Genomic DNA, 23,827 nt, shown 5'->3' with positions numbered 1-23,827 from the left:
TAAGGATTAATTTGAAACCGCTATTGCTTCTTGGATTGCTTGTACTTCTCGTTTAAACCTTTCACTACTTCATTGGTAATGTTGAATGCAGTGTCTTTGTAATAAAGCGTAGGATTACCTTCCTGTGTTGAAAAGATGAAATTATAATTGCCTGCCTGGTTATATTCTTTCAGGTATTCGTTGATTCGTTTTTGAATATCATCAATAGCTTTCGCCTGGTTCTCGAGATGCTGGCCCTGTAAGGATTGCTGACGTTGACCAATTTGCTGATAACGTGTTTGATATTCCTGTTGAAATTTCTCAGCTTCAACCTGCGTAATGGCTTGTCCCTTTTTAAGGAACTCAATACGATCACGTTCAAGTTTATTTAATTCACTTTGTATCTGGTTATCGTAACGTGTTTTTTCACGCTCGATATCATCATTCTTCAACTTGAAATATTCATAGTATTTCTGAATGGTATCAAGATCGATATACGCCACCCTTATGTGTTGTTCTTTTGCATCAGTGCTATCTCTTTTTACAACGGCACCAGATGTTTCTTTTGGTTTTTTACCAGTAAAATGTAACACATAAAGTACAGCCACAGCAGCTGCCACTATCCACAATAAAATGCTTTGTATACTTTTCATATCAGGTGGGCAAAGTAAAGGATTTCGGGTGAGTGTAAAAAAACGAAATGCTTTTTAAGAAAGCGTTAACAAGAGGGAGTCTGTTAATTTGACGGAGGAAAATAACTGCACTCCTAGAAAAAAATAGCAATATCATGTACAGTCACCTTACGATGAGCAGACATCAAAAAAAAGTCCTCCGTTGCCGGAGGACTTTAGATTATGATTCAGCTATAGCTTATTCTTCATCATCAAAGCTCATTGCTTCCTTGGTTGTAAGGAGCAATTCATATTCTTCCTTGCTACCTACGATCATGTTCTCGAATTCACGTAAGCCAGTACCTGCAGGGATCGGGTGACCTGTGATCACATTCTCTTTCAAGCCTAAGAGATCATCAGTTTTACCTTCAATTGCCGCAGTACTCAACACTTTCGTTGTTTCCTGGAACGATGCAGCAGAGATCCAGCTTTGTACACCCAATGATGCTTTAGTGATACCAAGCAATACAGGTTGTGCTGTTGCAGGATGTGCATCTCTTACTTCCACCAGCTTTTTATCAGCACGACGGAGTACACTGTTCTCTTCACGGAACTCACGGAGAGTTACGATCTGACCCGGACGGAACTTATGACTATCGCCAGGTTCAGTAACCACTTTCTTATCGAAGATGCGATCGTTTTCTTCATTGAACTCAAAGCGGTCAACTAAGTCCTCTTCAAGGAACTTCGTATCACCTGCATCAATGATCTCAACTTTCTTCATCATTTGACGAACGATGGTTTCAATATGCTTATCGTTGATCTTAACACCTTGTAAACGGTAAACTTCCTGGATCTCATTCACTACATACTCTTGTACTGCGAACGGACCTTTGATAGTAAGAATATCGCCAGGAGCAATTTGCCCATCACTCAACGGAGCACCAGCTTTAATAAAGTCACCTTCCTGTGCAAGGATCTGGCGTGTAAGAGGTACGAGGTACTTCTTAACAACATCATCCTTACTTGTTACAATGATCTCACGGTTACCACGCTTGATGTTACCGAAAGCAACTACACCATCAATTTCAGAAACAATAGCAGGGTTACCCGGGTTACGTGCTTCAAACAATTCAGTTACACGTGGAAGACCACCGGTGATATCACGAAGCTTACCAAGTACACGTGGAATCTTCACCAACACTTGCCCGGCAACTACTTCTTCACCTTCTTCGATCACAATGTGTGATCCAACAGGTAAGTTGTAAGATTTGATCTCTTTGCCTTCAACAAGTAATGCAGGGATCTTTGTTTTATCTTTTGTTTCGATAACCACTTTCTCACGGTGACCTGTTTGTTCATCAGCTTCTTCACGGAATGTGATACCATCAAGAATGTTTTCAAACTTAATTGTACCGGCAATTTCAGCAACTACTACGTTGTTGAAGGGATCCCATGTACAAAGCACATCACCCTTCTTCACTTGCTGACCATCTTTAACTGCAAGTGTAGCACCATAAGGAACGTTGTTAGTGATCAAGAGACGATCATTCTTAACATCCATGATACGCACTTCACCTGTACGACCGATTACTAACTGTACTTTCTCACCTTCGTTATTAGTAGTAGTTACAGTACGTAAACCATCGAACTGGATAGTACCATCGAACTTAGCAGGTAATGCAGATTCTACTGACGCAGAACCGGCAACACCACCTACGTGGAAGGTACGAAGTGTAAGCTGTGTACCAGGCTCACCAATTGATTGTGCAGCAATGATACCAACCGCATCACCTTTTTGTGCCACAGCACCTGTTGCAAGGTTTTTACCATAACACTTCACACACACACCACGCTTGCTTTCGCAGGTAAGTACCGAACGTATTTCAACTGTTTCAATACCTCTGTCTTCGATTTTCTTGGCAATTGCAGGAGAAATTTCCTGGCCAGCTGCAACAATGAGGTCGTCAGATTGTGGATCGTAAACATCATGTAATGATGTACGGCCTTCAATACGATCGCTCAATGGTTCAATAATATCTTCGTTATCTTTTAATGCACTTGTTGCAATACCACGTAATGTTCCGCAATCTTCATCTTTAATAACAACATCCTGCGCTACGTCAACTAAACGACGGGTTAAGTAACCGGCATCCGCTGTTTTCAAGGCAGTATCCGCAAGACCTTTACGAGCACCGTGTGTAGAGATAAAGTAATCCAATACGCTCAAGCCATCTTTAAAGTTGCTCAATACCGGATTCTCAATGATCTCGCTTCCAGTAGAACCACTCTTACGAGGTTTCGCCATCAGACCACGAATACCAGCAAGCTGTTTTACCTGCTGCTTACTACCACGTGCACCTGAATCAAGCATCATGTACACAGAGTTGAAACCTTGCTTATCAGAAGCCATTTCACGAATCAATGTTTCAGTTACACGTGTATCAACACGGCTCCAGATATCGATGATCTGGTTGTAACGCTCATTGTTGGTGATAAGACCCATGTTATAACTATCCCATACTTCATCAACTTCACCTTGTGCATTTTCAACCAATTGTTCTTTCACTTCAGGAATGATCAAGTCATTAATGTTGAACGACAAACCACCCTGGAAGGCTGTACGGAAACCAAGTGTTTTGATATCATCAAGGAACTTCGCAGTTTTTGGAACGTTGGTGATCTCGATAATATCGCCAATGATTTCACGAAGGTTTTTCTTCGTTAATAAAGCGTTTACGAAACCAACTTCTTTCGGTACAAACTGGTTGAAGATGACACGACCCACAGTTGTTTCAATGAGCTTGTATTCTAACTCACCGTTTTCTTTGCGCACATTCGCTTTCACTTTAATCCATGCATGAAGATCAACCTGCTTCTCGTTGTAAGCAATAATCACTTCTTCTGCAGAATAGAAAGCTTTACCCTGACCTTTTACAGTTTCAGTGTCAGTTGTTTTCTTGCCTTTAGAAATATAGTACAGACCGAGTACCATGTCCTGAGAAGGAAGAGTAATTGGTTGACCGTTCTGCGGGTTAAGGATGTTGTGTGATGCAAGCATCAATAACTGAGCTTCCAATACAGCAGCATTGCTTAACGGAACGTGTACCGCCATCTGATCACCATCGAAATCGGCGTTGAACGCAGAACACACGAGCGGGTGCAATTGAATGGCTTTACCTTCAATCAATTTAGGTTGGAAGGCCTGGATCGACAAACGGTGAAGCGTGGGGGCACGGTTCAACATGATCGGGTGACCTTTCAATATATTTTCAAGAATATCCCAAACAATGGCTTCTTTCTTATCCACGAGTTTACGTGCAGACTTCACTGTTTTAACGATACCTCTTTCAATCAGTTTACGGATGATGAATGGTTTAAACAATTCAGCAGCCATATCTTTTGGAAGACCACATTCGTGCAGTTTCATTTCAGGACCTACCACGATAACCGAACGACCAGAATAGTCAACACGTTTACCAAGCAGGTTCTGACGGAAACGACCTTGTTTACCTTTCAATACATCACTCAATGATTTCAATGCACGACCGCCTTCGGCTTTCACTGCATTTGATTTTCTTGAGTTATCAAATAATGAATCGATCGCTTCCTGTAACATACGTTTTTCGTTACGAAGGATTACTTCAGGAGCTTTAATCTCCAACAATCTTTTCAAACGATTATTACGGATAATTACACGACGATAAAGATCATTCAGATCAGATGATGCAAAACGACCACCATCCAAAGGAACTAACGGACGAAGTTCCGGTGGAATAACAGGGATGTATTGCATAACCATCCATTCTGGACGGTTAGTGATGCGGAGGTTTGCATCACGGAAAGCTTCTACAACGCTCAAACGCTTTAACGCATCTGCTTTACGTTGTTGTGAAGTTTCAGTTGCAGCAGCATTACGTAAGTCGTAGCTTAATTGATCGAGATCAATACGCTGCAACATATCATGCACTGCTTCAGCACCCATCTTCGCAATGAATTTCTGAGGATCTTCATCAGGCAGGTACTGGTTATCTTTTGGTAATGTATCTAACAGATCGAGGTACTCTTCTTCAGTAAGAAGATCACCCATCGCCATATTTTCTTTTACGCCGGGTTGAATAACCACATAGCGTTCGTAGTAAACAATTGTCTCTAATTTCTTAGAGCTAACACCTAACAGGTAACCGATTTTGTTAGGTAATGATTTGAAATACCAGATGTGTACAACAGGCACCACCAATTTGATGTGACCCATACGCTCACGACGCACTTTCTTTTCTGTTACTTCAACACCACAACGGTCGCACACAATACCCTTGTAACGGATACGCTTGTACTTACCGCAGGCACATTCGAAATCTTTTACTGGTCCGAAAATTCTTTCGCAAAACAAACCATCACGTTCAGGTTTGTAAGTACGATAGTTGATTGTTTCCGGCTTTAATACTTCACCAAAGCTACGCTCCAGGATTGTATCGGGAGAAGCCAGACCAATGGTGATCTTTGAAAACGTAGGCCTCTGACGGTTGTCTTTTCTGAATGCCATATTGTAATTTTCGATTTTAGATTTACGAAGTACGATTTGCTACATCCCGGCTATTGTACTTCAATTGTTCACCGGTTAAACAGGAAACCGGTAACCATTTTACTGGCAACCGGTAACAGAATTATTCTTCAAACTTAAGGTCTAAGCCCAAGCCTCTTAATTCATGAACCAATACATTGAATGATTCAGGAATACCAGGACGTGGAATGTTATCACCTTTTACAATGGCCTCATAGGTTTTTGCACGACCCATGATGTCATCTGATTTGAGTGTAAGTAATTCCTGCAGGATGTTGGATGCACCGTATGCTTCCAATGCCCATACCTCCATTTCACCGAAACGCTGACCACCGAACTGAGCCTTACCACCCAACGGCTGTTGAGTAATTAAGCTGTATGGTCCGATAGAACGGGCGTGCATCTTATCATCAACCATGTGGTGCAGTTTGATCATGTAAATGATACCAACTGTAGCCTTCTGGTGGAAGCGCTCACCTGTTTCACCATCATAAAGGAATGTATGCCCAAACAATGGTAAACCTGCATCAGCAATATGTCCTGCAATTTCTTCTACTGTAGCCCCATCAAAGATTGGTGTTGCGAACTTCACACCGAGTTTTTCACCAGCCCAGCCAAGAACAGTTTCATAGATCTGTCCAAGGTTCATACGACTAGGTACACCCAATGGGTTCAATACAATATCAACAGGAGTTCCATCTTCCAGGAACGGCATATCTTCCTGACGAACGATCTTGGCAACGATACCTTTGTTACCGTGACGACCCGCCATTTTATCACCCACTTTCAGTTTACGCTTAACAGCTAAGTAAACTTTAGCAAGCTTCAATACACCAGCAGGTAATTCATCACCAATAGAGATATTGAATTTCTCACGCTTGTAACGGCCGAGTTCTTCGTTATACTTAATATTATAGTTGTGTAACAATTGGTTGATCCACTCATCAGTTGTTGCATCACCTGTCCAGCCTAACGGGTTAACGTTTGCATAGTCAATTGTTGCAAGGTTCTTCTGGTTGAACTTAGCACCTTTACCAATTAATGATTCACCAAAGTTGTTGTTAACACCTGCTGAAGTTTTTGTTTGCAACAGTGATAACAATTTGCTCAGCAATACGTCTAATAAATCAGTTGTATTCTTTTCGTGGATCTTCTCAACTTTTTCTAACAATGCTTTTTCACGGATCTTACCATTCTTATCTTTTTTAGCACGTTGGAAAAGTTTCTTATCAATTACCACACCTTCAGTTCCACTTGGAGCTTTCAATGAAGCATCTTTTGCATCACCTGCTTTATCTCCAAAGATTGCACGTAACAACTTCTCTTCAGGAGTTGGATCGCTTTCACCTTTTGGAGTAATTTTACCAATGAGAATATCACCTTCTTTAATAGCTGCACCAATACGGATGATACCGTTTTGATCCAGGTCTTTTGTTGCTTCCTCACTTACGTTTGGAATATCTGGTGTTAATTCTTCTTCACCGAGTTTGGTATCACGCACTTCGAGTTCGTACTCTTCAACGTGTACAGAAGTGAAGAGATCTTCTTTCACTACTTTCTCGTTGATTACGATAGCATCCTCGAAGTTGTAACCTTTCCAAGGCATGAACGCCACCTTCAGGTTACGACCCAATGCCAATTCACCATCTTTCACTGCATAACCTTCAGTTAAGAAGTCGCCTTCTTTTACTGCCTGACCTTTCTTAACGCAAGGCTTCAGGTTAATACAAGTGCTTTGGTTTGTTTTGATGAACTTGGTGAGTTTGTATATCTTCAGATCTTCTTCAAAACTTACCAAACGTTGTTCTTCATTTCTATCGTAGCGAACATGAATTTCATTTGCATCAACATACTCAACAACACCTTTACCTTCAGAGTTTAACTGAATGCGGCTGTCACGAGCTGCCATTGCTTCCAAACCAGTACCAACAATAGGAGCCTGCGGACGTACAAGCGGAACCGCCTGACGTTGCATGTTCGATCCCATCAATGCACGGTTGGCATCGTCATGCTCAAGGAACGGAATCAGTGACGCACTCAAACCAACGATCTGGTTTGGAGCAACGTCCATGTATTCAACCTCCGCTCTTTCTAGAATCGGGAAGTCGCCACTTTCACGTGAACGAACTTTATCTTCAGTAATGTTTCCTTTATCGTCAATATCAATATTTACCTGTGCGATCTTCGCTGTATCTTCTTCTTCTGCACTCAGGTAAGTAAGATGTTTTACATCAGCTTTACCATTCTCTACTTTACGATAAGGCGTTTCAATAAAGCCCATATCGTTTACAGTAGCATGAACGCAAAGTGTAGAGATCAAACCAATGTTTGGACCTTCAGGCGTTTCAATTGTACAAAGACGACCATAGTGTGAGTAGTGTACGTCACGCACCTCAAAACCTGCTCTTTCACGACTCAAACCACCGGGGCCGAGTGCTGAGATACGACGTTTGTGTGTGATTTCAGAAAGTGGATTTGTTTGATCCAGGAATTGTGATAACTGTGATGTACCAAAGAATGAGTTGATCACCGAAGAAAGTGTTCTTGCATTGATCAAATCAACAGGAGTAAATACCTCATTGTCACGTACGTTCATTCTTTCACGAATTGTACGGGCCATACGTGCAAGACCTACACCGAACTGAGCATATAACTGCTCGCCCACTGTACGTACACGACGGTTACTGAGGTGATCGATATCATCGATCTCAGCTTTAGCATTGGTTAATTTAACCAGGTATTTAATGATGGAGATGATATCATCTTTCGTTAATACTTTCTTCTCGATAGGGAAGTTCAATCCAAGTTTACGGTTGATCTTGTAACGACCAACTTCACCAAGATCATAACGCTTATCGCTAAAGAATAATTTATCAATGATACCACGTGCAGTTTCATTATCAGGAGCATCAGCACCACGCAATTGACGATAGATGTGCTGTACCGCTTCCAACTCACTGTTAGAAGTATCTTTATTTAATGTGTTGTAGATGATAGCGAAGTCACCACTCACTTCTTCTTTCTGTACGAATACGCTCTTCACTTCCATTTCGCTGATCATTTCGATCGCTTCAGCGTCAAGAATAGAATCACGCTCCAATACCACTTCGTTACGCTCGATGCTCACAACTTCACCAGTATCTTCATCCACAAAATCTTCAACCCAGCTACGGAGTACACGTGCAGCCAAACGCTTGCCTTCGTATTTCTCCAACGCTTTCTTATCTGCTTTTACTTCATCAGCCATACCAAACAGTTCAAGGATGTCCTTGTCTGTTTCAAAGCCGATAGAACGTAACAGTGTTGTTACAGGGAATTTTTTCTTACGGTCGATGTAAGCATACATCACGTTGTTGATGTCTGTTGCAAACTCCATCCACGCACCTTTGAAAGGAATTACCCTTGCAGAGTAAATCTTTGTTCCGTTGGGGTGAATTGATTGACCGAAGAATACACCAGGTGAACGGTGTAACTGAGATACCACTACACGCTCAGCACCGTTGATCACGAATGTACCACGGGGAGTCATGTAAGGAATGTTTCCTAAAAACACATCCTGAACGATGGTTTGGAAATCTACGTGTTCCTCATCATTACAGCTCAAACGGAGTTTGGCCTTGAGGGGAACCGCATATGTTAATCCACGCTCCATACACTCGTCGATCGAGTAACGGGGTGGATCAATAAAGTAATCAAGGAACTCCAGAACGAAAATGTTACGTGTATCAGTGATAGGAAAGTTTTCCTTGAATACACGGAATAACCCTTCAATGTTACGTTTGTCAGGAGTAGTTTCTAACTGAAAATACTCTTTAAAAGATTGAATCTGGATACCCAACAGGTCTGGAATTTCTGCAAGGTGTTTTACTTTTCCGAAATTAATTCTCTTGTTTGCTGCAACTCTTGATGAAGACATATGTTCTTACCGGTTTTTAAGTTTGTGCACACGAATAGCTCACCGTCTTTTGGTAAAGACAAGTAAATTGATTTTCAGTTATTTATGACTGTAAATGGGCGCCAACTTGCTATTCAGCCTAAATTTAGGGAGGCAAAGTTAGTGATATTGTGTGTTGGAACAAAATTTGATTGCCGTCAATTGTCCCCGTTTTGTCAGGATTGGGAAAAGTTGGCAGAGAATTACACTTTAAAACGGATACGTTATCGTATCAAAATAAAACTACCCTTCCTGTTCACCTCTTTGCCGGTCACCAAATCCCTGTACGACAAAGTCCATACATAATTTGCAGCTGGTTGTTGTGCGCCTTTAATTGTTCCATCCCAAGGTTTTGTCCAGTCTTTTGATTCATATACTAACCCACCCCAGCGGTTGTATATCCGGAAGAGAAAATTTCCAGCAGTAAGTGCATTCAACGGGCCAAAGAAATCATTTAGACCATCACCGTTAGGTGTAAAGGCAGAAGGGACATCAATACGGCAGGTAGCTAACTGAGTTACTATTTGTTCCACCCTGTCGGAGCAACCGAGATCGTTCGTTATTGTATAAGCAACGGTATACTTCGCTTCGCTTGCAGACCCGGAATAAAAATGCGGAGCTGGTATTGAATCAGTACTAGTAGCCCCATCACCAAATTCCCACAAGAAAGTCAGTGGGCGTTCTGATGTAGGTGTTGGCAGCACGTACAATAAACTGTCAGGGCAAAGGAACGGGTTCATTAAGAAATCAGCTTTCAGAAAATTATTCAAACGCAATGTAGTGGTTGAAGTATCGGAACAAAAACCATTCGAAACAATAAGCGTTGCTGTTTTATCGCCAAATGAATTATAAATTATTTCTTCTGTTTGATTAGTGCCGTTTCTGTTGTTACCAAAATTCCATAACCAATTATTTACACCGTTGTCTCCTGGATGAACATAATTAACTGTATCTGCAGTGCAACCATAATTGACATTGTAAGTAAAGTTTGCATTCACTGTATCTTTTACAGTAAAGCTTAATTGTGATTGTGGTGTTTGCTGATTACATTCATCAACAATCGTGTTACCGTCAACACCTGCACGTAACGTGACTGTAAAAGTACCAGCCTGTTGTAATGGCTGTGAAAAATTCAGAACGATATCACCGGTTAAACCATCTGCATTACAACTACCCGTGGCACTCACAATACTTACAGGATAAGTACCACTGATAGAAAAGTCGGAACCATTAGTCGCTATTGAACTGCAACGAATCAATTTTTTAAATACGAATCGCAAGCTTGTGGGCGCACATTTCACAGTAACAATACTATCGAAAGGTGTTGGTTGTAATGTTTGAATGTTGAAGTTAACTGCATCAGTAGTTGGTATTGCACGATCACACAAATCAAGAATGGTATTACCATCTGATCCATTCTTTAACTGCAATGAATAGTTACCAGCAGGCAATGGTTGAGATAAAGTGATAACAACCGAATCGGTTTCGAAACTGCTGTTACAACCAATTGGTCGCACATTAACGGCAGTAATATTTCCGGGAAATGCAACAATGTCACTACCATTTGCAGCAATACTTGCGCATTTCATTTTTTTGTTCAACTTCAAACGTAATTCATCGCTGCCGCAATTAGTTCTTACCTGCTGCATTAAAGGTTCTTTCGAATCAGTTATAACAGCAGTACCTCCACCAAATGACAATTTATATCCCTGTTGAGAATTGGAAAAATTGCTGATCATCAAAATGTAGGTATGACCTGCAACGAGGTTTGGCATTCTGCTAAACTTAGGTGGATTATTATTGTTGAATGATCCGCATTCAAATAATTTAGCGGCACTTCCATTTGTTCCTGTTTGTCCTTTAAGTCCCGACCAGTTAGCCCCAACTGCGGCCGATGTATTATTGTGTATTGTGGAAGGATCGATGCCTGTGATATCCCATATCTGCCAATCATAATCATCATTTGCACTGATGGGATCAATCAAAAAACCTAATGTACCGGAAGTAAAACAGGTGAATCGATACCAAAAAGGATTTACATCATAATATGTATTTTCTGAACCGCAACCAGGCACTATCACCTGGCGGTTAACACAACTGGGAACATTTGACTGTGAAAATACACTGGTGCCGCAAACAGGAAATGCTGTTGCAGGCGTTTGACCCAGTGTTGTACACTGTGCCTGAATTTTGTTAACGCAAGCTGTCATCAGCACAAGAGCAACTATGTATTTACTAACGATAAAAGATAAACGCTTTTTCAACTAACCGGGTTTTATTTCCAAACGCAAATTAAACGTAATAAAATCAAGACAAGCGCCACTTGTAAAACGTTGCGCATAAAAAACCCCGGCAATTGCCGGGGTTCCTAAAATTGTATGAAGAAATGCATTAAGCAATCTCAACATCAGCACCTGCATCTTTCAATTTAGCTGCAATTTCATCAGCTTCTGCTTTAGATACACCCTCTTTAACTGGCTTAGGAGCGCCATCAACGAGGTCTTTTGCTTCTTTCAAACCAAGACCAGTTAAGTCTTTAACGATCTTAACTACGTTCAGTTTAGAAGCACCGCCGCTCTTCAGAATTACATTGAATGCAGTTTTTTCTTCTACAGCGGCAGCACCTTCGCCACCACCCGCAGCAACTACTACTGCAGCAGCAGCTGGTTCAATACCGTATTCTGCTTTCAGAACATCTGCTAATTCTTGTACTTCTTTTACTGTTAAGCTTACTAATGATTCAGCTAATGCTTTTACGTCTGCCATTTTTTTACTTTTTAACCGCCTTCATTGTTTTCGACTCCGGCGGATGGTTATAAATAGTACCTCATTTGAACCTCAGAGGCATTGGTTGTTATTTAAAGTGCGAGGTTAAAAAAACGAACTACGTACTTCCAACTTCGTATTTCGTACTTATTCTGCTGGGGCAACTTCGGCTTCAGCAGTAGCTCCGCCTTTTGTTTCAGCGTTATGCAGCAATGCAGCAATAACACGTTTTGCAGGAGATTGCAACAAGCCAATAACTTCGCCGATAAGCTCGTTCTTTGTCTTGATTTGTGTTAACGCTTTCAACTGGTTGTCGCCATTGTAAATATCGCCATTAATGAAAGCAGCTTTTAATACCGGCTTTTCACCATTGCTTGTTTTACGGAAAGAGCTGATAATTAAAGCTGGCTCTTTTGGATTTTCAGAAAACAACAATGCTGTTACGTTATTTAATGCATCAAATACACCATTGTAACGCTCAGCATCGATTGATTCCAATGCTTTTTTAATAAGCGTGTTTTTTGCAACCTTCATTTCAACATTCTTGTCGAAACATGCACGGCGCAATTTACCTACCTGTTCTACTGTCAACGATTCTGTATCGGTGATGTAGAAGTTATTGTATTGACTGAACTTGCCTTTCAGCACTTCAATCACTTCATTCTTTTGATCTTTTGTCATGATTTTAGTTTTTGTAACCCTGAAAGGATTAGTTCATGAATGATTTTGTGTCAACAGCAACAGCAGGGCTCATTGAGCTTGCCATGTAAATGCTCTTCAAATAAGTTCCTTTTGCAGTAGAAGGTTTTGCCTTTACAATTGCATTTAAGAACTCAGTGATGTTCTCAGCAAGTTTCTCAGGAGCAAAACTGATACGGCCTACAGAAGCGTGAATGATACCTGCTTTATCAACCTTAAATGCGATTTTACCGCCTTTTACTTCATTTACGGCGGCAGCAACATCATTTGTTACAGTTCCTGTTTTGGGGTTAGGCATAAGGTTACGAGGACCTAACACTTTACCCAATTTACCAATCCTAGGCATTACAGCTGGAGTTGCAACAATAACGTCAACATCCGTCCAGCCACCTTCGATCTTAGCAATAAATTCATCCAAACCTACATAATCAGCACCTGCAGACTTTGCATCGGCTTCTTTATCAGGAGTGCAGAGTACGAGAACTCTTTTTGTTTTACCTGTACCGTGAGGTAAGGTTACAGTACCACGAATAGCCTGGTCAGCTTTCTTAGGATCAACACCTAAGCGAACGTGAACGTCAACAGAGCTATCGAATTTTGTACAGTTAATTTCTTTTACGAGCGTAGAAGCTTCTTTCAGGGAATAAATTTTGTTATTATCCACCTTGGCTTCTGCTACTTTTCTTTTCTTAGTCAAAGACATGTTTCAAAAATTTGAGGTGAATAATTAATTTTCCCAAGGAGCTTTACCATCTACAGTAAGCCCAAGACTACGAGCCGTACCGGCAACCATGCTCATTGCACTATCAAGTGTAAAGCAATTAAGGTCGGGCATTTTGTCTTTAGCAATTTCTTCAACCTGGGCCCAGGTTACTTTGCCAACCTTTGCACGGTTAGGCTCTTTAGAACCCTTTTGAATTTTTGCTGCTTCTAATAATTGAACAGATGCTGGTGCAGTTTTGATAACAAAGTCGAACGACTTGTCGGAGTAAACAGTGATCAAAACAGGAACTACTTTTCCCATTTTGTCTTGAGTTCTTGCATTGAACTGCTTGCAGAACTCCATGATGTTAAGACCCTTTGAACCTAGGGCCGGACCTACAGGAGGCGCAGGGTTTGCCTGTCCGCCTTTTACCTGCAGCTTCACAAATCCTGTGATTTCTTTTGCCATTGTAAAAGTTTTTTTGGTGATAGCGTCGTTCACTTTTGTAAACAACTCCCAAACAAATAAATTCTTCTAAAGAACTTTTTGGGATTGCAAAGGTAAGGCTGATTTCCTTACCGGCAAAGGTTTTCAAGAAGTATTTTAGCCAAAAGTAAAGGTGAAATTGTAATGATTTTTATTGCAACTTTTATGCTCTATCATACTCTCTTCATCTAATCATTTAAAAAAAAGAGAGTTTATTTTTTATTGACTGCATAATTTGCTTTAATTTTTCAACTCAATTCTAAAAAACTCCAAAAACAACTTTAAAAATCAATCACATGGCAAAAGCAAAAAAGAAAGCTGCCAAGGCTGCCAGGAAACCAGTTAAAAAGGTGGCAAAAAAGAAAGTAGCTAAGAAAGCTGCTCCTAAAAAGAAAGTAGCAAAAAAGGCAAAAAAAGCCGCTCCTAAAAAAGCTGCTAAGAAAGCCGTTAAAAAAGCTGCAAAAAAAGCTATCAAGAAAGTGGTAAAAAAGGCGGCTAAGAAAAAGGTTGCTAAAAAAGCTCCTGCCAAGAAAAAAGTTGCTGCTAAAAAAGCTGCACCTAAAAAGGCTGCAGTGAAAAAAGCGGCTGCTAAGAAAGCTGCGCCTAAGAAAAAAGCAACTCCTAAACCAAAAGCTGCTCCTGCTCCGGTTGAGGAAAAAGCGCCAATGACAGAAGAAATTCCAATGACAGAAGAAGCTCCGGTTACTGAGCCAACTGCTGAAGGAGAAACTCAATCTTAATGTGATTTGTCCACAAATAAAAAGTCCCCACTCATTTTGAGATGGGGACTTTCTTTTTATCCTTTGAGTAAGCTTATGAAAGCTTTTCCACTTGCATGTAGTTCAATTCAACCGGTGTAGCACGGCCAAATACTTTTACCGCAACTTTCAATTTCTTCTTTTCATCATTTACTTCTTCAATTACGCCATTAAAGTCGTTAAAAGGTCCATCAATGATCTTAATTGTTTCACCAACAATAAATGGTTCGCTCATGGTCATGCCACTTGCATCTGCCATTTCATCTACTTTACCAAGCATTTTGTTTACTTCTGCTTTACGCAAAGCGATGGGATTTTCTTTACCAAGGAAATGAATAACGTTGCTCGTATTAGCAATTGTTTCACGAATATCATCACCCATCTTTCCGTTTTCCACTTCAATCATTACATAACCGGGATAAAAGTTACGCTCACGCACAACTTTTTTACCATTAGCAACTTTATAAACTTTTTCAACAGGAAGAAAAACCTGTTTAACGATATTATCCCAACCGTTGCGTGAAATTTCCTTGTCAAGATATTCCTTCACCTTCTTCTCTTTGCCGCTCACGACACGAAGTACATACCACTTACTGGTTTCCACATTGGCAGTTTCAGACATATGTTACTTTTTGAAGAATGAATAAAAGGCTTGAAGACCGCTGGCAATGCCCAGATCCATTACCCATACAATAGCGGTAATAATGAGCGTTGCAATCAAAACAATCATTGTTGATTGCTGAAGCTGTTGCCAGGTTGGCCAGGTTACTTTTTCAAGAAGCTCTTTGTAAGAGTCTTTGAAATAAGCGGATACTTTGTTCATTGTTTCGTTCTGATTTAATTTTCAGATTAATCAGCACGGGCACTAGGATTCGAACCCAGATCAAAGGTTTTGGAGACCCGTATGCTACCGTTGCACCATGCCCGTAGAAAGCTAAAAGCTATCCGCCAAGAGGTGGACAGCTTTTAGTTTTATGTTTTGCAAATGTAAAACATTTGCCTAAGCTAAAAGCTATGCCTTAGCTTATTTTATAATTTCAGTTACCTGACCGGCACCTACTGTACGACCACCTTCACGGATCGCAAACTTCAAACCTTTCTCCATCGCAATTGGCTGGATAAGTTTTACAGTAAGGTTAGTGTTATCACCAGGCATCACCATTTCAGTTCCTGCAGGTAATTCAACTTCACCAGTTACGTCAGTTGTACGGAAGTAAAACTGAGGACGGTATTTTTGGAAGAATGGAGTGTGACGACCACCTTCTTCTTTGCTCAATACATAAACTTCACCTTTGAATTCAGTATGAGGAGTGATTGATTTTGGAGCACAGATAACCATACCACGACGGATATCTTTTTTCTCAATACCACGAAGGAGTAAACCTGCGTTATCACCAGCCTGACCTTGATCAAGAAGTTTTTTGAACATTTCAACACCAGTTACAGTAGAGTTCAAAGGAGCATCCATCAAACCAACGATTTCAACTGCTTCACCTACTTTAACGATACCACGCTCAATACGACCTGTAGCTACAGTACCACGACCAGTGATAGAGAATACGTCCTCAACACTCATCAGGAATGGCATATCAACCGGGCGGGGAGGAAGAGGAATGTAAGTATCTACAGCTTCCATCAATTCTTCAACTTTAGCAACCCATTTTGGTTCGCCAGCCAAAGCGCCTGTTGCAGAACCTTGAATGATTGGAGTATTGTCACCGTCAAAGCCATATGAGCTCAACAGTTCACGAATTTCCATTTCAACCAGTTCCAACAACTCAGCATCTTCAACCAAGTCAACTTTATTCATAAACACAACAATCTGCGGTACACCTACCTGGCGTGCCAAAAGGATGTGTTCTTTTGTTTGTGGCATAGGACCATCAGTTGCAGCTACTACCAGGATAGCACCATCCATTTGAGCAGCACCAGTGATCATGTTTTTTACGTAGTCAGCGTGACCAGGACAATCTACGTGTGCGTAGTGACGGTTAGCTGTTTGATATTCTACGTGTGCAGTATTGATAGTGATACCACGCTCTTTTTCTTCAGGTGCACCATCAATTTCGTCATATTTCTTTGCCTGCGCCAGACCTTTCTTAGAAAGGATGTCTGTGATAGCTGCAGTCAAAGTGGTTTTACCATGATCAACGTGACCAATGGTACCAACGTTTACGTGGGGTTTCTCCCGCTTAAAGGTCTCTTTAGACATCTTATTTTGTTTTTAATTGTGTTTACAAAAACTGTTAAACTCTTTTATGTTGTCGGCAACAATTTTCTATCGAACTATTGTTGCGTCGCACACTTCATCGTTTTTTCATTGCTCACCAGTTTAAAGCCGTGTTTAAACAATCTGAGCCGTTAGTGAGAATCGAACTCACGACCTCTTCCCTACCAAGGAAGTGCTCTACCACTGAGCTACAACGGCTGGCAGAGTATCAATGAGATTTTCTCACTTCAACCGGTTAAAGAACTTTCTGTTGAGCGGGAGACGAGGCTCGAACTCGCCACCTATAGCTTGGAAGGCTATCGCTCTACCAAATGAGCTACTCCCGCAAGGCAATTTGAAAATTTAAAAATGAGATAAGTTGAAAATTACCTCGCTCTCATTTTTCAAACTCAAAGAACACATACAATTGATCAAATATTCAAATTGAATAATTTTCAAATCGTATTGGTGGGCAGGAGAGGATTCGAACCTCTGAAGTCGAAAGACAGCGGATTTACAGTCCGCCCCATTTGGCCGCTCTGGAACCTGCCCTAAAAACCAAGAGCCACTTGTCGGACTCGAACCAACGACCTGCTGATTACAAATCAGCTGCTCTACCAACTGAGCTAAAGTGGCAATTATACTTTTTCGCTAAAACAAAACTTGCTTAAATGTAAAAAAGCAATTGCTATGTTATTCGCTAAAAGTCAATACTGTAAAGAACTTTTTGAGGCACATAGAGATACACCTCGTTTTTTGGGAAGGCAAAGGTAACGGAAAACAGCAAATCGAAAAATTTTTGTAAAAATTTTTCTGAAGAAAATGTTCAAAAAGGTATGGGCAAAAAAAATCCCCCGAATTTCCGGAGGATTTAAAGTGTGTTTACAAATCGTATTGCTTTTCTTTTTTTCTTTTTAGTTGAGTGATAAGTGAGTTCAATGCTTCATCAAAACTCTGCTCAAATGATTTGGATGTTTGTTTTACGAATAAGTGCTGCCTTGGTACGTGTACTTTAATCTCGGCTACTTTGTCTTTAATGTTGTGTACCACATTGTCGAGTTTTAAAAACACGTCAACCTTCGTGATCCTGTCGTGAAAGTTGTAAAGTTTCTCTACTCTTTGTTTTACGTACTCAATTAATTTCGCATCTGCGTCAAAACGTACGGTTTGGATCTTAACGGTCATAGCATTCCAAATTTTAGCTAGTGAATAATAATGTGAAAGAACTGGTTTTTCTGATTTTGGGTACAGGTATTTCCAGTGCTAACAAGTTACTTCACGATACCGACTTATCAAAATATTTTTTGTTAGAAAATGGCCCCATTTTAACAAGGTTTCATAAGCCAATTGTACTAATAAAATTATAAACCAATGCAAGCAGAAAGCTAGGCTTTTGGATGAGCTTTTTTATGAATGTCTTTAAGTTTTTCAATATTGTTGTGCGTATATATCTGGGTTGCCGCTAAACTACTATGACCAAGCAGTTCTTTCACAGCATTTAAATCGGCACCGTTGTTCATTAAATGCGTGGCAAATGTGTGACGCAATACATGAGGGCTTTTTTTCTCAATAGTTGTAATAAGTGAAAGGTATCTTTTAACAACTGCCTGCACATATTTGGGGTAAAGTTTTTTACCCTTTTCATTTACAAGCAAGTTTTCGTATACCGGGTCATCGGCAAAATACTCCTTTTTTTGCTTTAAATAATCGCTCAAATGCGTTTTCATCACATCCGACAAAGGAACTAGACGCTCCTTATTGCCTTTTCCCAATATTTTCAATTGACCTTTTCCAAGATCAACCTGTGTATGTTTTAGAGATATCAACTCACTCAAACGCATGCCTGAACAATAAAGCAACTCCATGATCATACGGTTCATTAATCCTTCCCAATTATCTGGAAACTCCACATGCTGAAATAAGACATCAGTATCCTTCTGCTCCACAAAAAACGGCAGGCGTTTGCTTTGTTTGGGGGTAACAATGGTGGTCATGGGCGAAACTGAGATCTGCTCCTGTCTTAATTGGTATTTGAAAAAAGAACGAAGAGAAGATATTCTTCGATTGAGTGTTTTAGATGAAGCCCCCTCCTCTTTTTGTTTGGCCAACCAACTACGAATATAAGTGGGTTTAATGTCTGCTATTTGAACTTCGCCGAATGTCAGGGAAAGAAATTCGAAGAAGAAAGCAAGATCATCCTGGTAAGAACGAACGGTGTGGGGAGAATATCGCTTCTCAAATTTGAGATACTCTAGAAAAGAAAGGATATGTGGATGATCGTTGACAGGCATAAATACGAATAGCCGTAAAGTTATGAAACCTTACGGCTATTAGCTATATTCAGGCGAAAGAGAATTTTACAATTCGATCTTTCCGCTTGCTATCTGTTGCTTATAGATTGCTTTTAACACATCACCTCTACGACGAACAGATGGTTTTGTGTACGATTGACGCTCACGCAACTGAAGTAATACCTTACTCTTTTCGAACTTCTTCTTGTATTTTTTCAGCGCCTTGTCAATGTTTTCGCAATCTTTTGAATCGATAATCAGCATAATTTGATACCTCCTTTAAGGAATTTGAGGCGCAAAGATAAGGGAATCATTTTTTATTCATGCAATTCAACACAATTTTTCTTTACTAGTCCTTTTAAACTCAAAACTACGGCTACATATGAATTCGACTCCAAACCTTAATCAGCATCTCAAAAATTGCAATGGTCAAAAAACCATCTAATTTGCAGCATGTTTACAGGAATTATTGAAGCAACCGGCATCATAACCGCCACAGAAACATCGGGAACTAATAAAACCTTTTGGATAACCTCGGCTGTTTCACAGGAACTTAAGATTGACCAAAGTGTGGCCCACAGTGGTGTTTGTCTTACCGTGGAAGAAATAAAGGAGGACTCGCACCGGGTTACCGCTATTGCTGAAACCCTGGAAAAAACTAACCTCGGCAATTGGCAAAAAGGCGGCATTATTAATATTGAACGCTGCCTCATTATGAATGGACGCTTAGATGGGCATATGGTGCAAGGGCATGTTGATACCACTGGCACATGTATCCAACTAAAAGAACTGGATGGCAGTTGGGAATATACGTTTCAATTTCCGCAGCAATATGCCGGCTTAATAGTTGAAAAAGGTTCTATTGCTCTTAATGGCATCAGTCTTACAATATTTAATGTTGGTAACGATCGTTTCACCGTGGGAATTATTCCTTATACGTATGAACACACCAATATGAAGACGATAAAAGAAGGTTCCGCTGTAAATCTTGAATTTGATATTATTGGTAAGTATGTGTTGCGAAATGCAAGATTGCAAGCCGGCAGTTGAGACGCAATTGAAAACCATTGTAAGAAAAAATACCAGCTTGCTTTTTCTTATATTATTATTGTAAAATAAAAAAGAAGAATACAACTTTCTCTTTAAACAACACATAAATCAAACTACTGTTTGCGAATGCCGCAAGTGTCTATTCTTATACCTGTATTAAATGAAGCTGAAAATATTCTTCCGCTTTTTTACGAAGTAAAGAAATACGTTCCCGAAGACTTCGAGCTGTTGTTTATTGATGATGGCAGCACTGACTCTACATTTTCTGAAATACAGCAATTAGCATTTAAAGATGATCGTGTAAAATGCATTTCGTTCTCCCGCAACTTTGGACATCAGCACGCATTAATGGCGGGCATGGATTATGCAAACGGAGATTATATTATTACCATGGATGGTGATTTGCAACATCCACCCTCTTGCCTGCCTGTTATTCTTGAACGGTTAGAAAATGGCCATGATATTGTTCTCACGAAAAGGATGAAAACAGAAGATCTTGGTTTCGTTAAAAAAATTTTCACCCGTTTTTTCTACCGCTTCATTAATTTTTTATCGGACATACCGATTGAAGAAAACGTCTCTGACTTTAGAGGCTTTAATAGAAAAGTGTTGACTGCTATCCGCAAATTTGAAGAAAGAGACTTGTTCCTCAGAGGTATTTTTAGTTGGGTAGGGTTCAAAAAAGTAACCATTCCTTTTGATGCTCCTTCCAGGCTACATGGTGAAAGTAAATATGGATTTGCCGCCATGATGAAGTTGGCTCTGCGTGGAACAACTTCTTTCAGTTTTAAACCTTTGCGGATTTCACTACTGATTGGCACCATTGTGTCGCTTATTTCCTTTGTTTTATTAGGTTTTACCGTTATAAGCTACGTTCAGGGTAAAACGGTTCCCGGATGGGCATCTTTAATGACAGTGGTAACTTTTATGGGTGGTATTCAACTTTTAGTTATTGGATTAATGGGCGAATATATTGCCAGCCTGTTTAGAGAAAGTAAACGGCGTCCCTTGTATATTATTGATGAGATGATTAATGTTGATTAGAAAGCATCCCAGTCGCCTGTTTGCACAAACCATTTATCGGTAATGAACGCTTTATCTTCCTCTTTTAATGGATTACCATAGAACACCATTTTCTTTGGCTGAAATAATTCAGGCAATCGAAAAAAACCTGCTCTGTCAGATTTAATTTGATCTTTTACAGACAGCATTATCACAGTCAAACACTTATTTTTTATTGCGCTCTGACCAATGAATCGATTAAGAAAAGTTATTGCTTTGGGATTAACGTAATGATACTCCATCACCAGCAGTACCTTGATATTTTTTCTTTTAACCATTCTTGCCACTACGTTTCCTAACACAGCGGTTCCATCGTTGTAAGCATAACACAAATAGTTTGTGCCGGGCTTCTCTCGGTAACGCCAATTCATATAAGCAGAAGAACGAAGGATCATCGTTCGTCCGTCTTTTGCCAAAACTTCAGCATACTGATCTTGTAAAAAGGAAAATGGCTCAACTTGGTTTTCAAGTGTTTTACTAATACCAAAAAAATAAGGTTTTATATAAAACTGCAAATCTTTTATATGTTTAAACCCGGCCCGCATTGCCCCGGAAAGATTATTATGATTTGGAAATCCAAATAGAAAATCCTTTTTACTGTTGCTGTTTTTTAATGCATTCATACATTGATTAAAAAAGAACTTACCCCGGTATTCGGGCAATACAGCAACATCACCTGCATTCCATGCTGTAAACAAGCGGTCACCCTTTATTAAAGTAACAGGGAACATCGATACAGAGCCTACCAGTTTACCATTTTGCTGCATTACTGCAATCTTTGCTTTACCTGCCGGGCCATTATATTTCCAGGAGAAATGTTCGACTGTAAATAACTCTTCGTTGATCTTGCTCTCCTGAAGTAATTCTTGAAATGCAACGGCATGAAGCATACAAAACTGCTCCTGATTAATTTCTTCGAACGTTGATACAGAAATACCTTCCTTATTCATGCTTCAATTGTTTAACTGCTTCTAATTCCTGATCTCTTTTTTCTGACGCAAAGAATGCAATCGCTGATCGTCGTTTAATATTGCCGGTTAATTCTTCTGTAGTACTCCTGCCAACATGCAACACAACTTCAAGTGAAGCAAAGTTGTTCCGTTCAGCTTTCTCCAACCCTCTTATAATATTTTCAGCGAACATATTTCCGGAATAGAGAATGCCCATTGCATCTTGTCTTTTATTATGACTATTGGCGTCGTTTATTTTTACAAATAATTTGATCACAACAAATTTTACCAGATTGCTGATGTAAAACCTACAAAAAAAATGCTTCCATTCTGCTAAATAAAAAGGTTCGTTTGGCACACGAACGAATGAAACATTATGTTTATCTGCTAACTCTGAAATTATTTTAAACAGGCATGGCACCAAATGGATATAATTGTGGCTGTCTAATGACACTATACGAGTCTGACTGAGCTCTTTTTTTACCAGGCTGATCTGTGCATCCCATTCACGGTGAACCTGCTGAATAAAAGCTCTTTTACGCTTGCCGCCCCAAAGATGGATTTGCAGTGCGTTTATAAAGCCTACTTTAAATCGCCCTTGCTTATCAGTCAAAAGGGATACATCTTCAGGTGAGGACACCGCATTAAAATCAGTAAGATTTAAATGAACAGATAAACGTAGCGGAAGATGACTGTTTTGATGAATTGAGTGTTGAACAATTGGAAGCAATGAAGCGTTTGCAAGTACACTAAACCCATTGATAAAACATTTTTCCCAACAGGAAAGAATCTTTTCTGTTGAGCTCTTAGTTAAACATGCATCATCTGAATGATAGTAGATCCGCATCGTTATTATTTATCCTTAATAAAACCTGCTTCTAATGCGCCTACAGGCAATTTTAAAGAAAATGAAGGTGGCAAAAGCTTTCCAATTAAGTTTATCGAAAAATAATTGAAAAAATAACGAAGTGGGTAGCGAACCCATATTCGTTTTACAAACTGTTTTGAACTCGAAGTGTTATACATCGAAGCTACATTTTCAAGCATCAAGCTCATCCCTTCAACAGATGGGATGTTAATATGTTCGCCAGGTATTAAATAGGGCCATTTGGTTTTCAATATCTTTCTTGCAAAGGAAGAATAATCCGGGCATGCGAGAAACAATAAACCTTGTGGCTCGATCAGAGGCAATAGTTTTGATATAAAATCCGATGGATTCTGCACATGTTCTAGAACTGCTAACGTAATCACAAGGTCAAAAGAACGACCGTTCAATACTTTAGTCAAATCAGCCCGGTTAAGATCAGCACGTATCCAATCAATTCCATCGAGATGATTAATAAGAGCTGGTCTTTCATGAAAATCTACGGCTACACCTATTGAATAAGGAAACATTTTTTTAATCAGGGCAGATAGTACTCCATTACCTGCACCAATATCGATCCATGTGAAAACAGAATCAGAAGTAATCCTTTTTTCCATTTTGCTGATAGCATGCTGCAACAATTGAACATATAGCGCATGTAAAGGTGACACTTTACGTAAGGCAGCGGTTGAGGACTGAATACCGCCGCTAAATGAATTGTATAATTGGTCTAACTTTCCTGCATCTGGAACAGGATTAGTAACGGCAGAGCCGCAACTACTGCATTCATAAATATCGTAGCTTCCAATTTCTTTATTAGAAGGATGAAATTGATCTTTGTATTTTAATATCAAATGGCTGCTTTTACAAAAGCAACAACGGTAAGCATCCATTTTTGTA

Annotated in this window: 20 protein-coding genes and 5 tRNA genes; 3 read left to right on the top strand and 22 right to left on the bottom strand. The window is 39.9% G+C overall.

Annotated elements, in window-relative coordinates:
* Nucleotides 1–20 precede the first annotated feature (20 nt).
* The 8 genes from ACO1QW_RS09405 to rplK form a co-directional block, all read right to left on the bottom strand.
* Entirely contained in the window at nucleotides 21–632 is a 612-nt protein-coding gene (locus tag ACO1QW_RS09405) for an OmpH/Skp family outer membrane protein (protein WP_486257849.1), read from the bottom strand.
* A gap of 217 nt (nucleotides 633–849) precedes the next feature.
* Nucleotides 850–5,136: a DNA-directed RNA polymerase subunit beta' gene (gene rpoC / locus ACO1QW_RS09400; protein ID WP_486257847.1), complete on the bottom strand. Its 4,287-nt coding sequence runs from the start codon at nucleotides 5,134–5,136 to the stop codon at nucleotides 850–852.
* A 121-nt stretch (nucleotides 5,137–5,257) separates the two neighbouring features.
* Entirely contained in the window at nucleotides 5,258–9,070 is a 3,813-nt protein-coding gene (gene rpoB, locus ACO1QW_RS09395; protein WP_486257845.1) for a DNA-directed RNA polymerase subunit beta, read from the bottom strand.
* A 242-nt stretch (nucleotides 9,071–9,312) separates the two neighbouring features.
* A complete protein-coding gene (locus ACO1QW_RS09390) occupies nucleotides 9,313–11,352 on the bottom strand; it encodes a T9SS type B sorting domain-containing protein (RefSeq protein ID WP_486257843.1) in 2,040 nt (679 codons plus the stop codon).
* Nucleotides 11,353–11,479: 127 nt separating this feature from the next.
* Complete coding sequence (gene rplL / locus ACO1QW_RS09385) at nucleotides 11,480–11,854, bottom strand: 50S ribosomal protein L7/L12 (protein WP_486257841.1); 375 nt, start codon at nucleotides 11,852–11,854, stop codon at nucleotides 11,480–11,482.
* 147 nt (nucleotides 11,855–12,001) lie between these two features.
* Complete coding sequence (gene rplJ, locus ACO1QW_RS09380) at nucleotides 12,002–12,535, bottom strand: 50S ribosomal protein L10 (protein WP_486257839.1); 534 nt, start codon at nucleotides 12,533–12,535, stop codon at nucleotides 12,002–12,004.
* 28 nt (nucleotides 12,536–12,563) lie between these two features.
* Entirely contained in the window at nucleotides 12,564–13,256 is a 693-nt protein-coding gene (gene rplA / locus ACO1QW_RS09375) for a 50S ribosomal protein L1 (RefSeq protein WP_486257837.1), read from the bottom strand.
* Between the two features lie 24 nt (nucleotides 13,257–13,280).
* Nucleotides 13,281–13,724, bottom strand: coding sequence for a 50S ribosomal protein L11 (gene rplK, locus ACO1QW_RS09370; protein ID WP_486257835.1), 444 nt, complete (start codon nucleotides 13,722–13,724; stop codon nucleotides 13,281–13,283).
* A gap of 314 nt (nucleotides 13,725–14,038) precedes the next feature.
* On the opposite strand from rplK, the gene ACO1QW_RS09365 reads away from it, so the two are divergent.
* Nucleotides 14,039–14,482 carry a hypothetical protein gene (locus ACO1QW_RS09365; RefSeq protein ID WP_486257833.1) on the top strand — a complete coding sequence of 148 codons (444 nt, stop codon included), beginning with the start codon at nucleotides 14,039–14,041 and terminating at the stop codon, nucleotides 14,480–14,482.
* Between the two features lie 73 nt (nucleotides 14,483–14,555).
* Here the strand turns inward: ACO1QW_RS09365 and nusG are convergent, their stop codons facing one another.
* The 11 genes from nusG to rpsU form a co-directional block, all read right to left on the bottom strand.
* Nucleotides 14,556–15,122, bottom strand: coding sequence for a transcription termination/antitermination protein NusG (gene nusG, locus ACO1QW_RS09360; protein WP_182805220.1), 567 nt, complete (start codon nucleotides 15,120–15,122; stop codon nucleotides 14,556–14,558).
* Between the two features lie 3 nt (nucleotides 15,123–15,125).
* Entirely contained in the window at nucleotides 15,126–15,323 is a 198-nt protein-coding gene (gene secE / locus ACO1QW_RS09355; RefSeq protein WP_486257830.1) for a preprotein translocase subunit SecE, read from the bottom strand.
* Nucleotides 15,324–15,357: 34 nt separating this feature from the next.
* Nucleotides 15,358–15,428 (bottom strand) — tRNA-Trp (locus ACO1QW_RS09350).
* Nucleotides 15,429–15,524: 96 nt separating this feature from the next.
* Nucleotides 15,525–16,712, bottom strand: a complete 1,188-nt coding sequence (gene tuf, locus ACO1QW_RS09345; protein WP_486257828.1) for an elongation factor Tu — start codon at nucleotides 16,710–16,712, stop codon at nucleotides 15,525–15,527.
* A 144-nt stretch (nucleotides 16,713–16,856) separates the two neighbouring features.
* A tRNA-Thr gene (locus ACO1QW_RS09340) sits at nucleotides 16,857–16,928 on the bottom strand.
* 55 nt (nucleotides 16,929–16,983) lie between these two features.
* Nucleotides 16,984–17,056, bottom strand: a tRNA-Gly gene (locus ACO1QW_RS09335).
* A gap of 119 nt (nucleotides 17,057–17,175) precedes the next feature.
* A tRNA-Tyr gene (locus ACO1QW_RS09330) sits at nucleotides 17,176–17,261 on the bottom strand.
* An 11-nt stretch (nucleotides 17,262–17,272) separates the two neighbouring features.
* Nucleotides 17,273–17,345 (bottom strand) — tRNA-Thr (locus ACO1QW_RS09325).
* A 246-nt stretch (nucleotides 17,346–17,591) separates the two neighbouring features.
* Nucleotides 17,592–17,894 (bottom strand): HPF/RaiA family ribosome-associated protein, encoded by a 303-nt coding sequence (locus ACO1QW_RS09320; protein WP_486257826.1) that lies wholly within the window; start codon nucleotides 17,892–17,894, stop codon nucleotides 17,592–17,594.
* A gap of 200 nt (nucleotides 17,895–18,094) precedes the next feature.
* A complete protein-coding gene (locus tag ACO1QW_RS09315; protein ID WP_486257824.1) occupies nucleotides 18,095–19,000 on the bottom strand; it encodes a tyrosine-type recombinase/integrase in 906 nt (301 codons plus the stop codon).
* Nucleotides 19,001–19,066: 66 nt separating this feature from the next.
* Nucleotides 19,067–19,264 (bottom strand): 30S ribosomal protein S21, encoded by a 198-nt coding sequence (gene rpsU, locus ACO1QW_RS09310; protein ID WP_182805210.1) that lies wholly within the window; start codon nucleotides 19,262–19,264, stop codon nucleotides 19,067–19,069.
* A 189-nt stretch (nucleotides 19,265–19,453) separates the two neighbouring features.
* On the opposite strand from rpsU, the gene ACO1QW_RS09305 reads away from it, so the two are divergent.
* Both ACO1QW_RS09305 and ACO1QW_RS09300 read left to right on the top strand, forming a co-directional pair.
* A complete protein-coding gene (locus ACO1QW_RS09305; RefSeq protein WP_486257823.1) occupies nucleotides 19,454–20,050 on the top strand; it encodes a riboflavin synthase in 597 nt (198 codons plus the stop codon).
* Nucleotides 20,051–20,176: 126 nt separating this feature from the next.
* Nucleotides 20,177–21,094 (top strand): glycosyltransferase family 2 protein, encoded by a 918-nt coding sequence (locus ACO1QW_RS09300; protein WP_486257822.1) that lies wholly within the window; start codon nucleotides 20,177–20,179, stop codon nucleotides 21,092–21,094.
* On the opposite strand, the gene ACO1QW_RS09295 is transcribed toward ACO1QW_RS09300, so the two are convergent.
* The 3 genes from ACO1QW_RS09295 to ACO1QW_RS09285 are packed head-to-tail and all read right to left on the bottom strand — an operon-like array spanning nucleotide 21,091 to nucleotide 23,820.
* Complete coding sequence (locus tag ACO1QW_RS09295; RefSeq protein WP_486257820.1) at nucleotides 21,091–22,062, bottom strand: GNAT family N-acetyltransferase; 972 nt, start codon at nucleotides 22,060–22,062, stop codon at nucleotides 21,091–21,093. The two genes, ACO1QW_RS09300 and ACO1QW_RS09295, sit on opposite strands and share 4 nt — an antisense overlap.
* A complete protein-coding gene (locus ACO1QW_RS09290) occupies nucleotides 22,055–22,909 on the bottom strand; it encodes a ChbG/HpnK family deacetylase (RefSeq protein WP_486257818.1) in 855 nt (284 codons plus the stop codon). Before ACO1QW_RS09290 ends, ACO1QW_RS09295 begins: the two co-directional genes overlap by 8 nt.
* 5 nt (nucleotides 22,910–22,914) lie before the next feature.
* Nucleotides 22,915–23,820 (bottom strand): class I SAM-dependent methyltransferase, encoded by a 906-nt coding sequence (locus tag ACO1QW_RS09285; RefSeq protein WP_486257816.1) that lies wholly within the window; start codon nucleotides 23,818–23,820, stop codon nucleotides 22,915–22,917.
* Nucleotides 23,821–23,827: the final 7 nt, after the last annotated feature.

The organism is Lacibacter sp. (assembly GCF_057361365.1).
This window is presented reverse-complemented; position numbering and strand designations above follow the sequence as displayed.

What these genes read in the sequence shown, in the direction of transcription:
- ACO1QW_RS09405 (WP_486257849.1), bottom strand. Translation starts at nt 632, where the DNA reads ATGAAAAGTATACAAAGCATTTTATTGTGGATAGTGGCAGCTGCTGTG.
- rpoC (WP_486257847.1), bottom strand. Translation starts at nt 5,136, where the DNA reads ATGGCATTCAGAAAAGACAACCGTCAGAGGCCTACGTTTTCAAAGATC.
- rpoB (WP_486257845.1), bottom strand. Translation starts at nt 9,070, where the DNA reads ATGTCTTCATCAAGAGTTGCAGCAAACAAGAGAATTAATTTCGGAAAA.
- rplL (WP_486257841.1), bottom strand. Translation starts at nt 11,854, where the DNA reads ATGGCAGACGTAAAAGCATTAGCTGAATCATTAGTAAGCTTAACAGTA.
- rplJ (WP_486257839.1), bottom strand. Translation starts at nt 12,535, where the DNA reads ATGACAAAAGATCAAAAGAATGAAGTGATTGAAGTGCTGAAAGGCAAG.
- rplA (WP_486257837.1), bottom strand. Translation starts at nt 13,256, where the DNA reads ATGTCTTTGACTAAGAAAAGAAAAGTAGCAGAAGCCAAGGTGGATAAT.
- rplK (WP_486257835.1), bottom strand. Translation starts at nt 13,724, where the DNA reads ATGGCAAAAGAAATCACAGGATTTGTGAAGCTGCAGGTAAAAGGCGGA.
- ACO1QW_RS09365 (WP_486257833.1), top strand. Translation starts at nt 14,039, where the DNA reads ATGGCAAAAGCAAAAAAGAAAGCTGCCAAGGCTGCCAGGAAACCAGTT.
- nusG (WP_182805220.1), bottom strand. Translation starts at nt 15,122, where the DNA reads ATGTCTGAAACTGCCAATGTGGAAACCAGTAAGTGGTATGTACTTCGT.
- secE (WP_486257830.1), bottom strand. Translation starts at nt 15,323, where the DNA reads ATGAACAAAGTATCCGCTTATTTCAAAGACTCTTACAAAGAGCTTCTT.
- tuf (WP_486257828.1), bottom strand. Translation starts at nt 16,712, where the DNA reads ATGTCTAAAGAGACCTTTAAGCGGGAGAAACCCCACGTAAACGTTGGT.
- ACO1QW_RS09320 (WP_486257826.1), bottom strand. Translation starts at nt 17,894, where the DNA reads ATGACCGTTAAGATCCAAACCGTACGTTTTGACGCAGATGCGAAATTA.
- ACO1QW_RS09315 (WP_486257824.1), bottom strand. Translation starts at nt 19,000, where the DNA reads ATGCCTGTCAACGATCATCCACATATCCTTTCTTTTCTAGAGTATCTC.
- rpsU (WP_182805210.1), bottom strand. Translation starts at nt 19,264, where the DNA reads ATGCTGATTATCGATTCAAAAGATTGCGAAAACATTGACAAGGCGCTG.
- ACO1QW_RS09305 (WP_486257823.1), top strand. Translation starts at nt 19,454, where the DNA reads ATGTTTACAGGAATTATTGAAGCAACCGGCATCATAACCGCCACAGAA.
- ACO1QW_RS09300 (WP_486257822.1), top strand. Translation starts at nt 20,177, where the DNA reads ATGCCGCAAGTGTCTATTCTTATACCTGTATTAAATGAAGCTGAAAAT.
- ACO1QW_RS09295 (WP_486257820.1), bottom strand. Translation starts at nt 22,062, where the DNA reads ATGAATAAGGAAGGTATTTCTGTATCAACGTTCGAAGAAATTAATCAG.
- ACO1QW_RS09290 (WP_486257818.1), bottom strand. Translation starts at nt 22,909, where the DNA reads ATGCGGATCTACTATCATTCAGATGATGCATGTTTAACTAAGAGCTCA.
- ACO1QW_RS09285 (WP_486257816.1), bottom strand. Translation starts at nt 23,820, where the DNA reads ATGGATGCTTACCGTTGTTGCTTTTGTAAAAGCAGCCATTTGATATTA.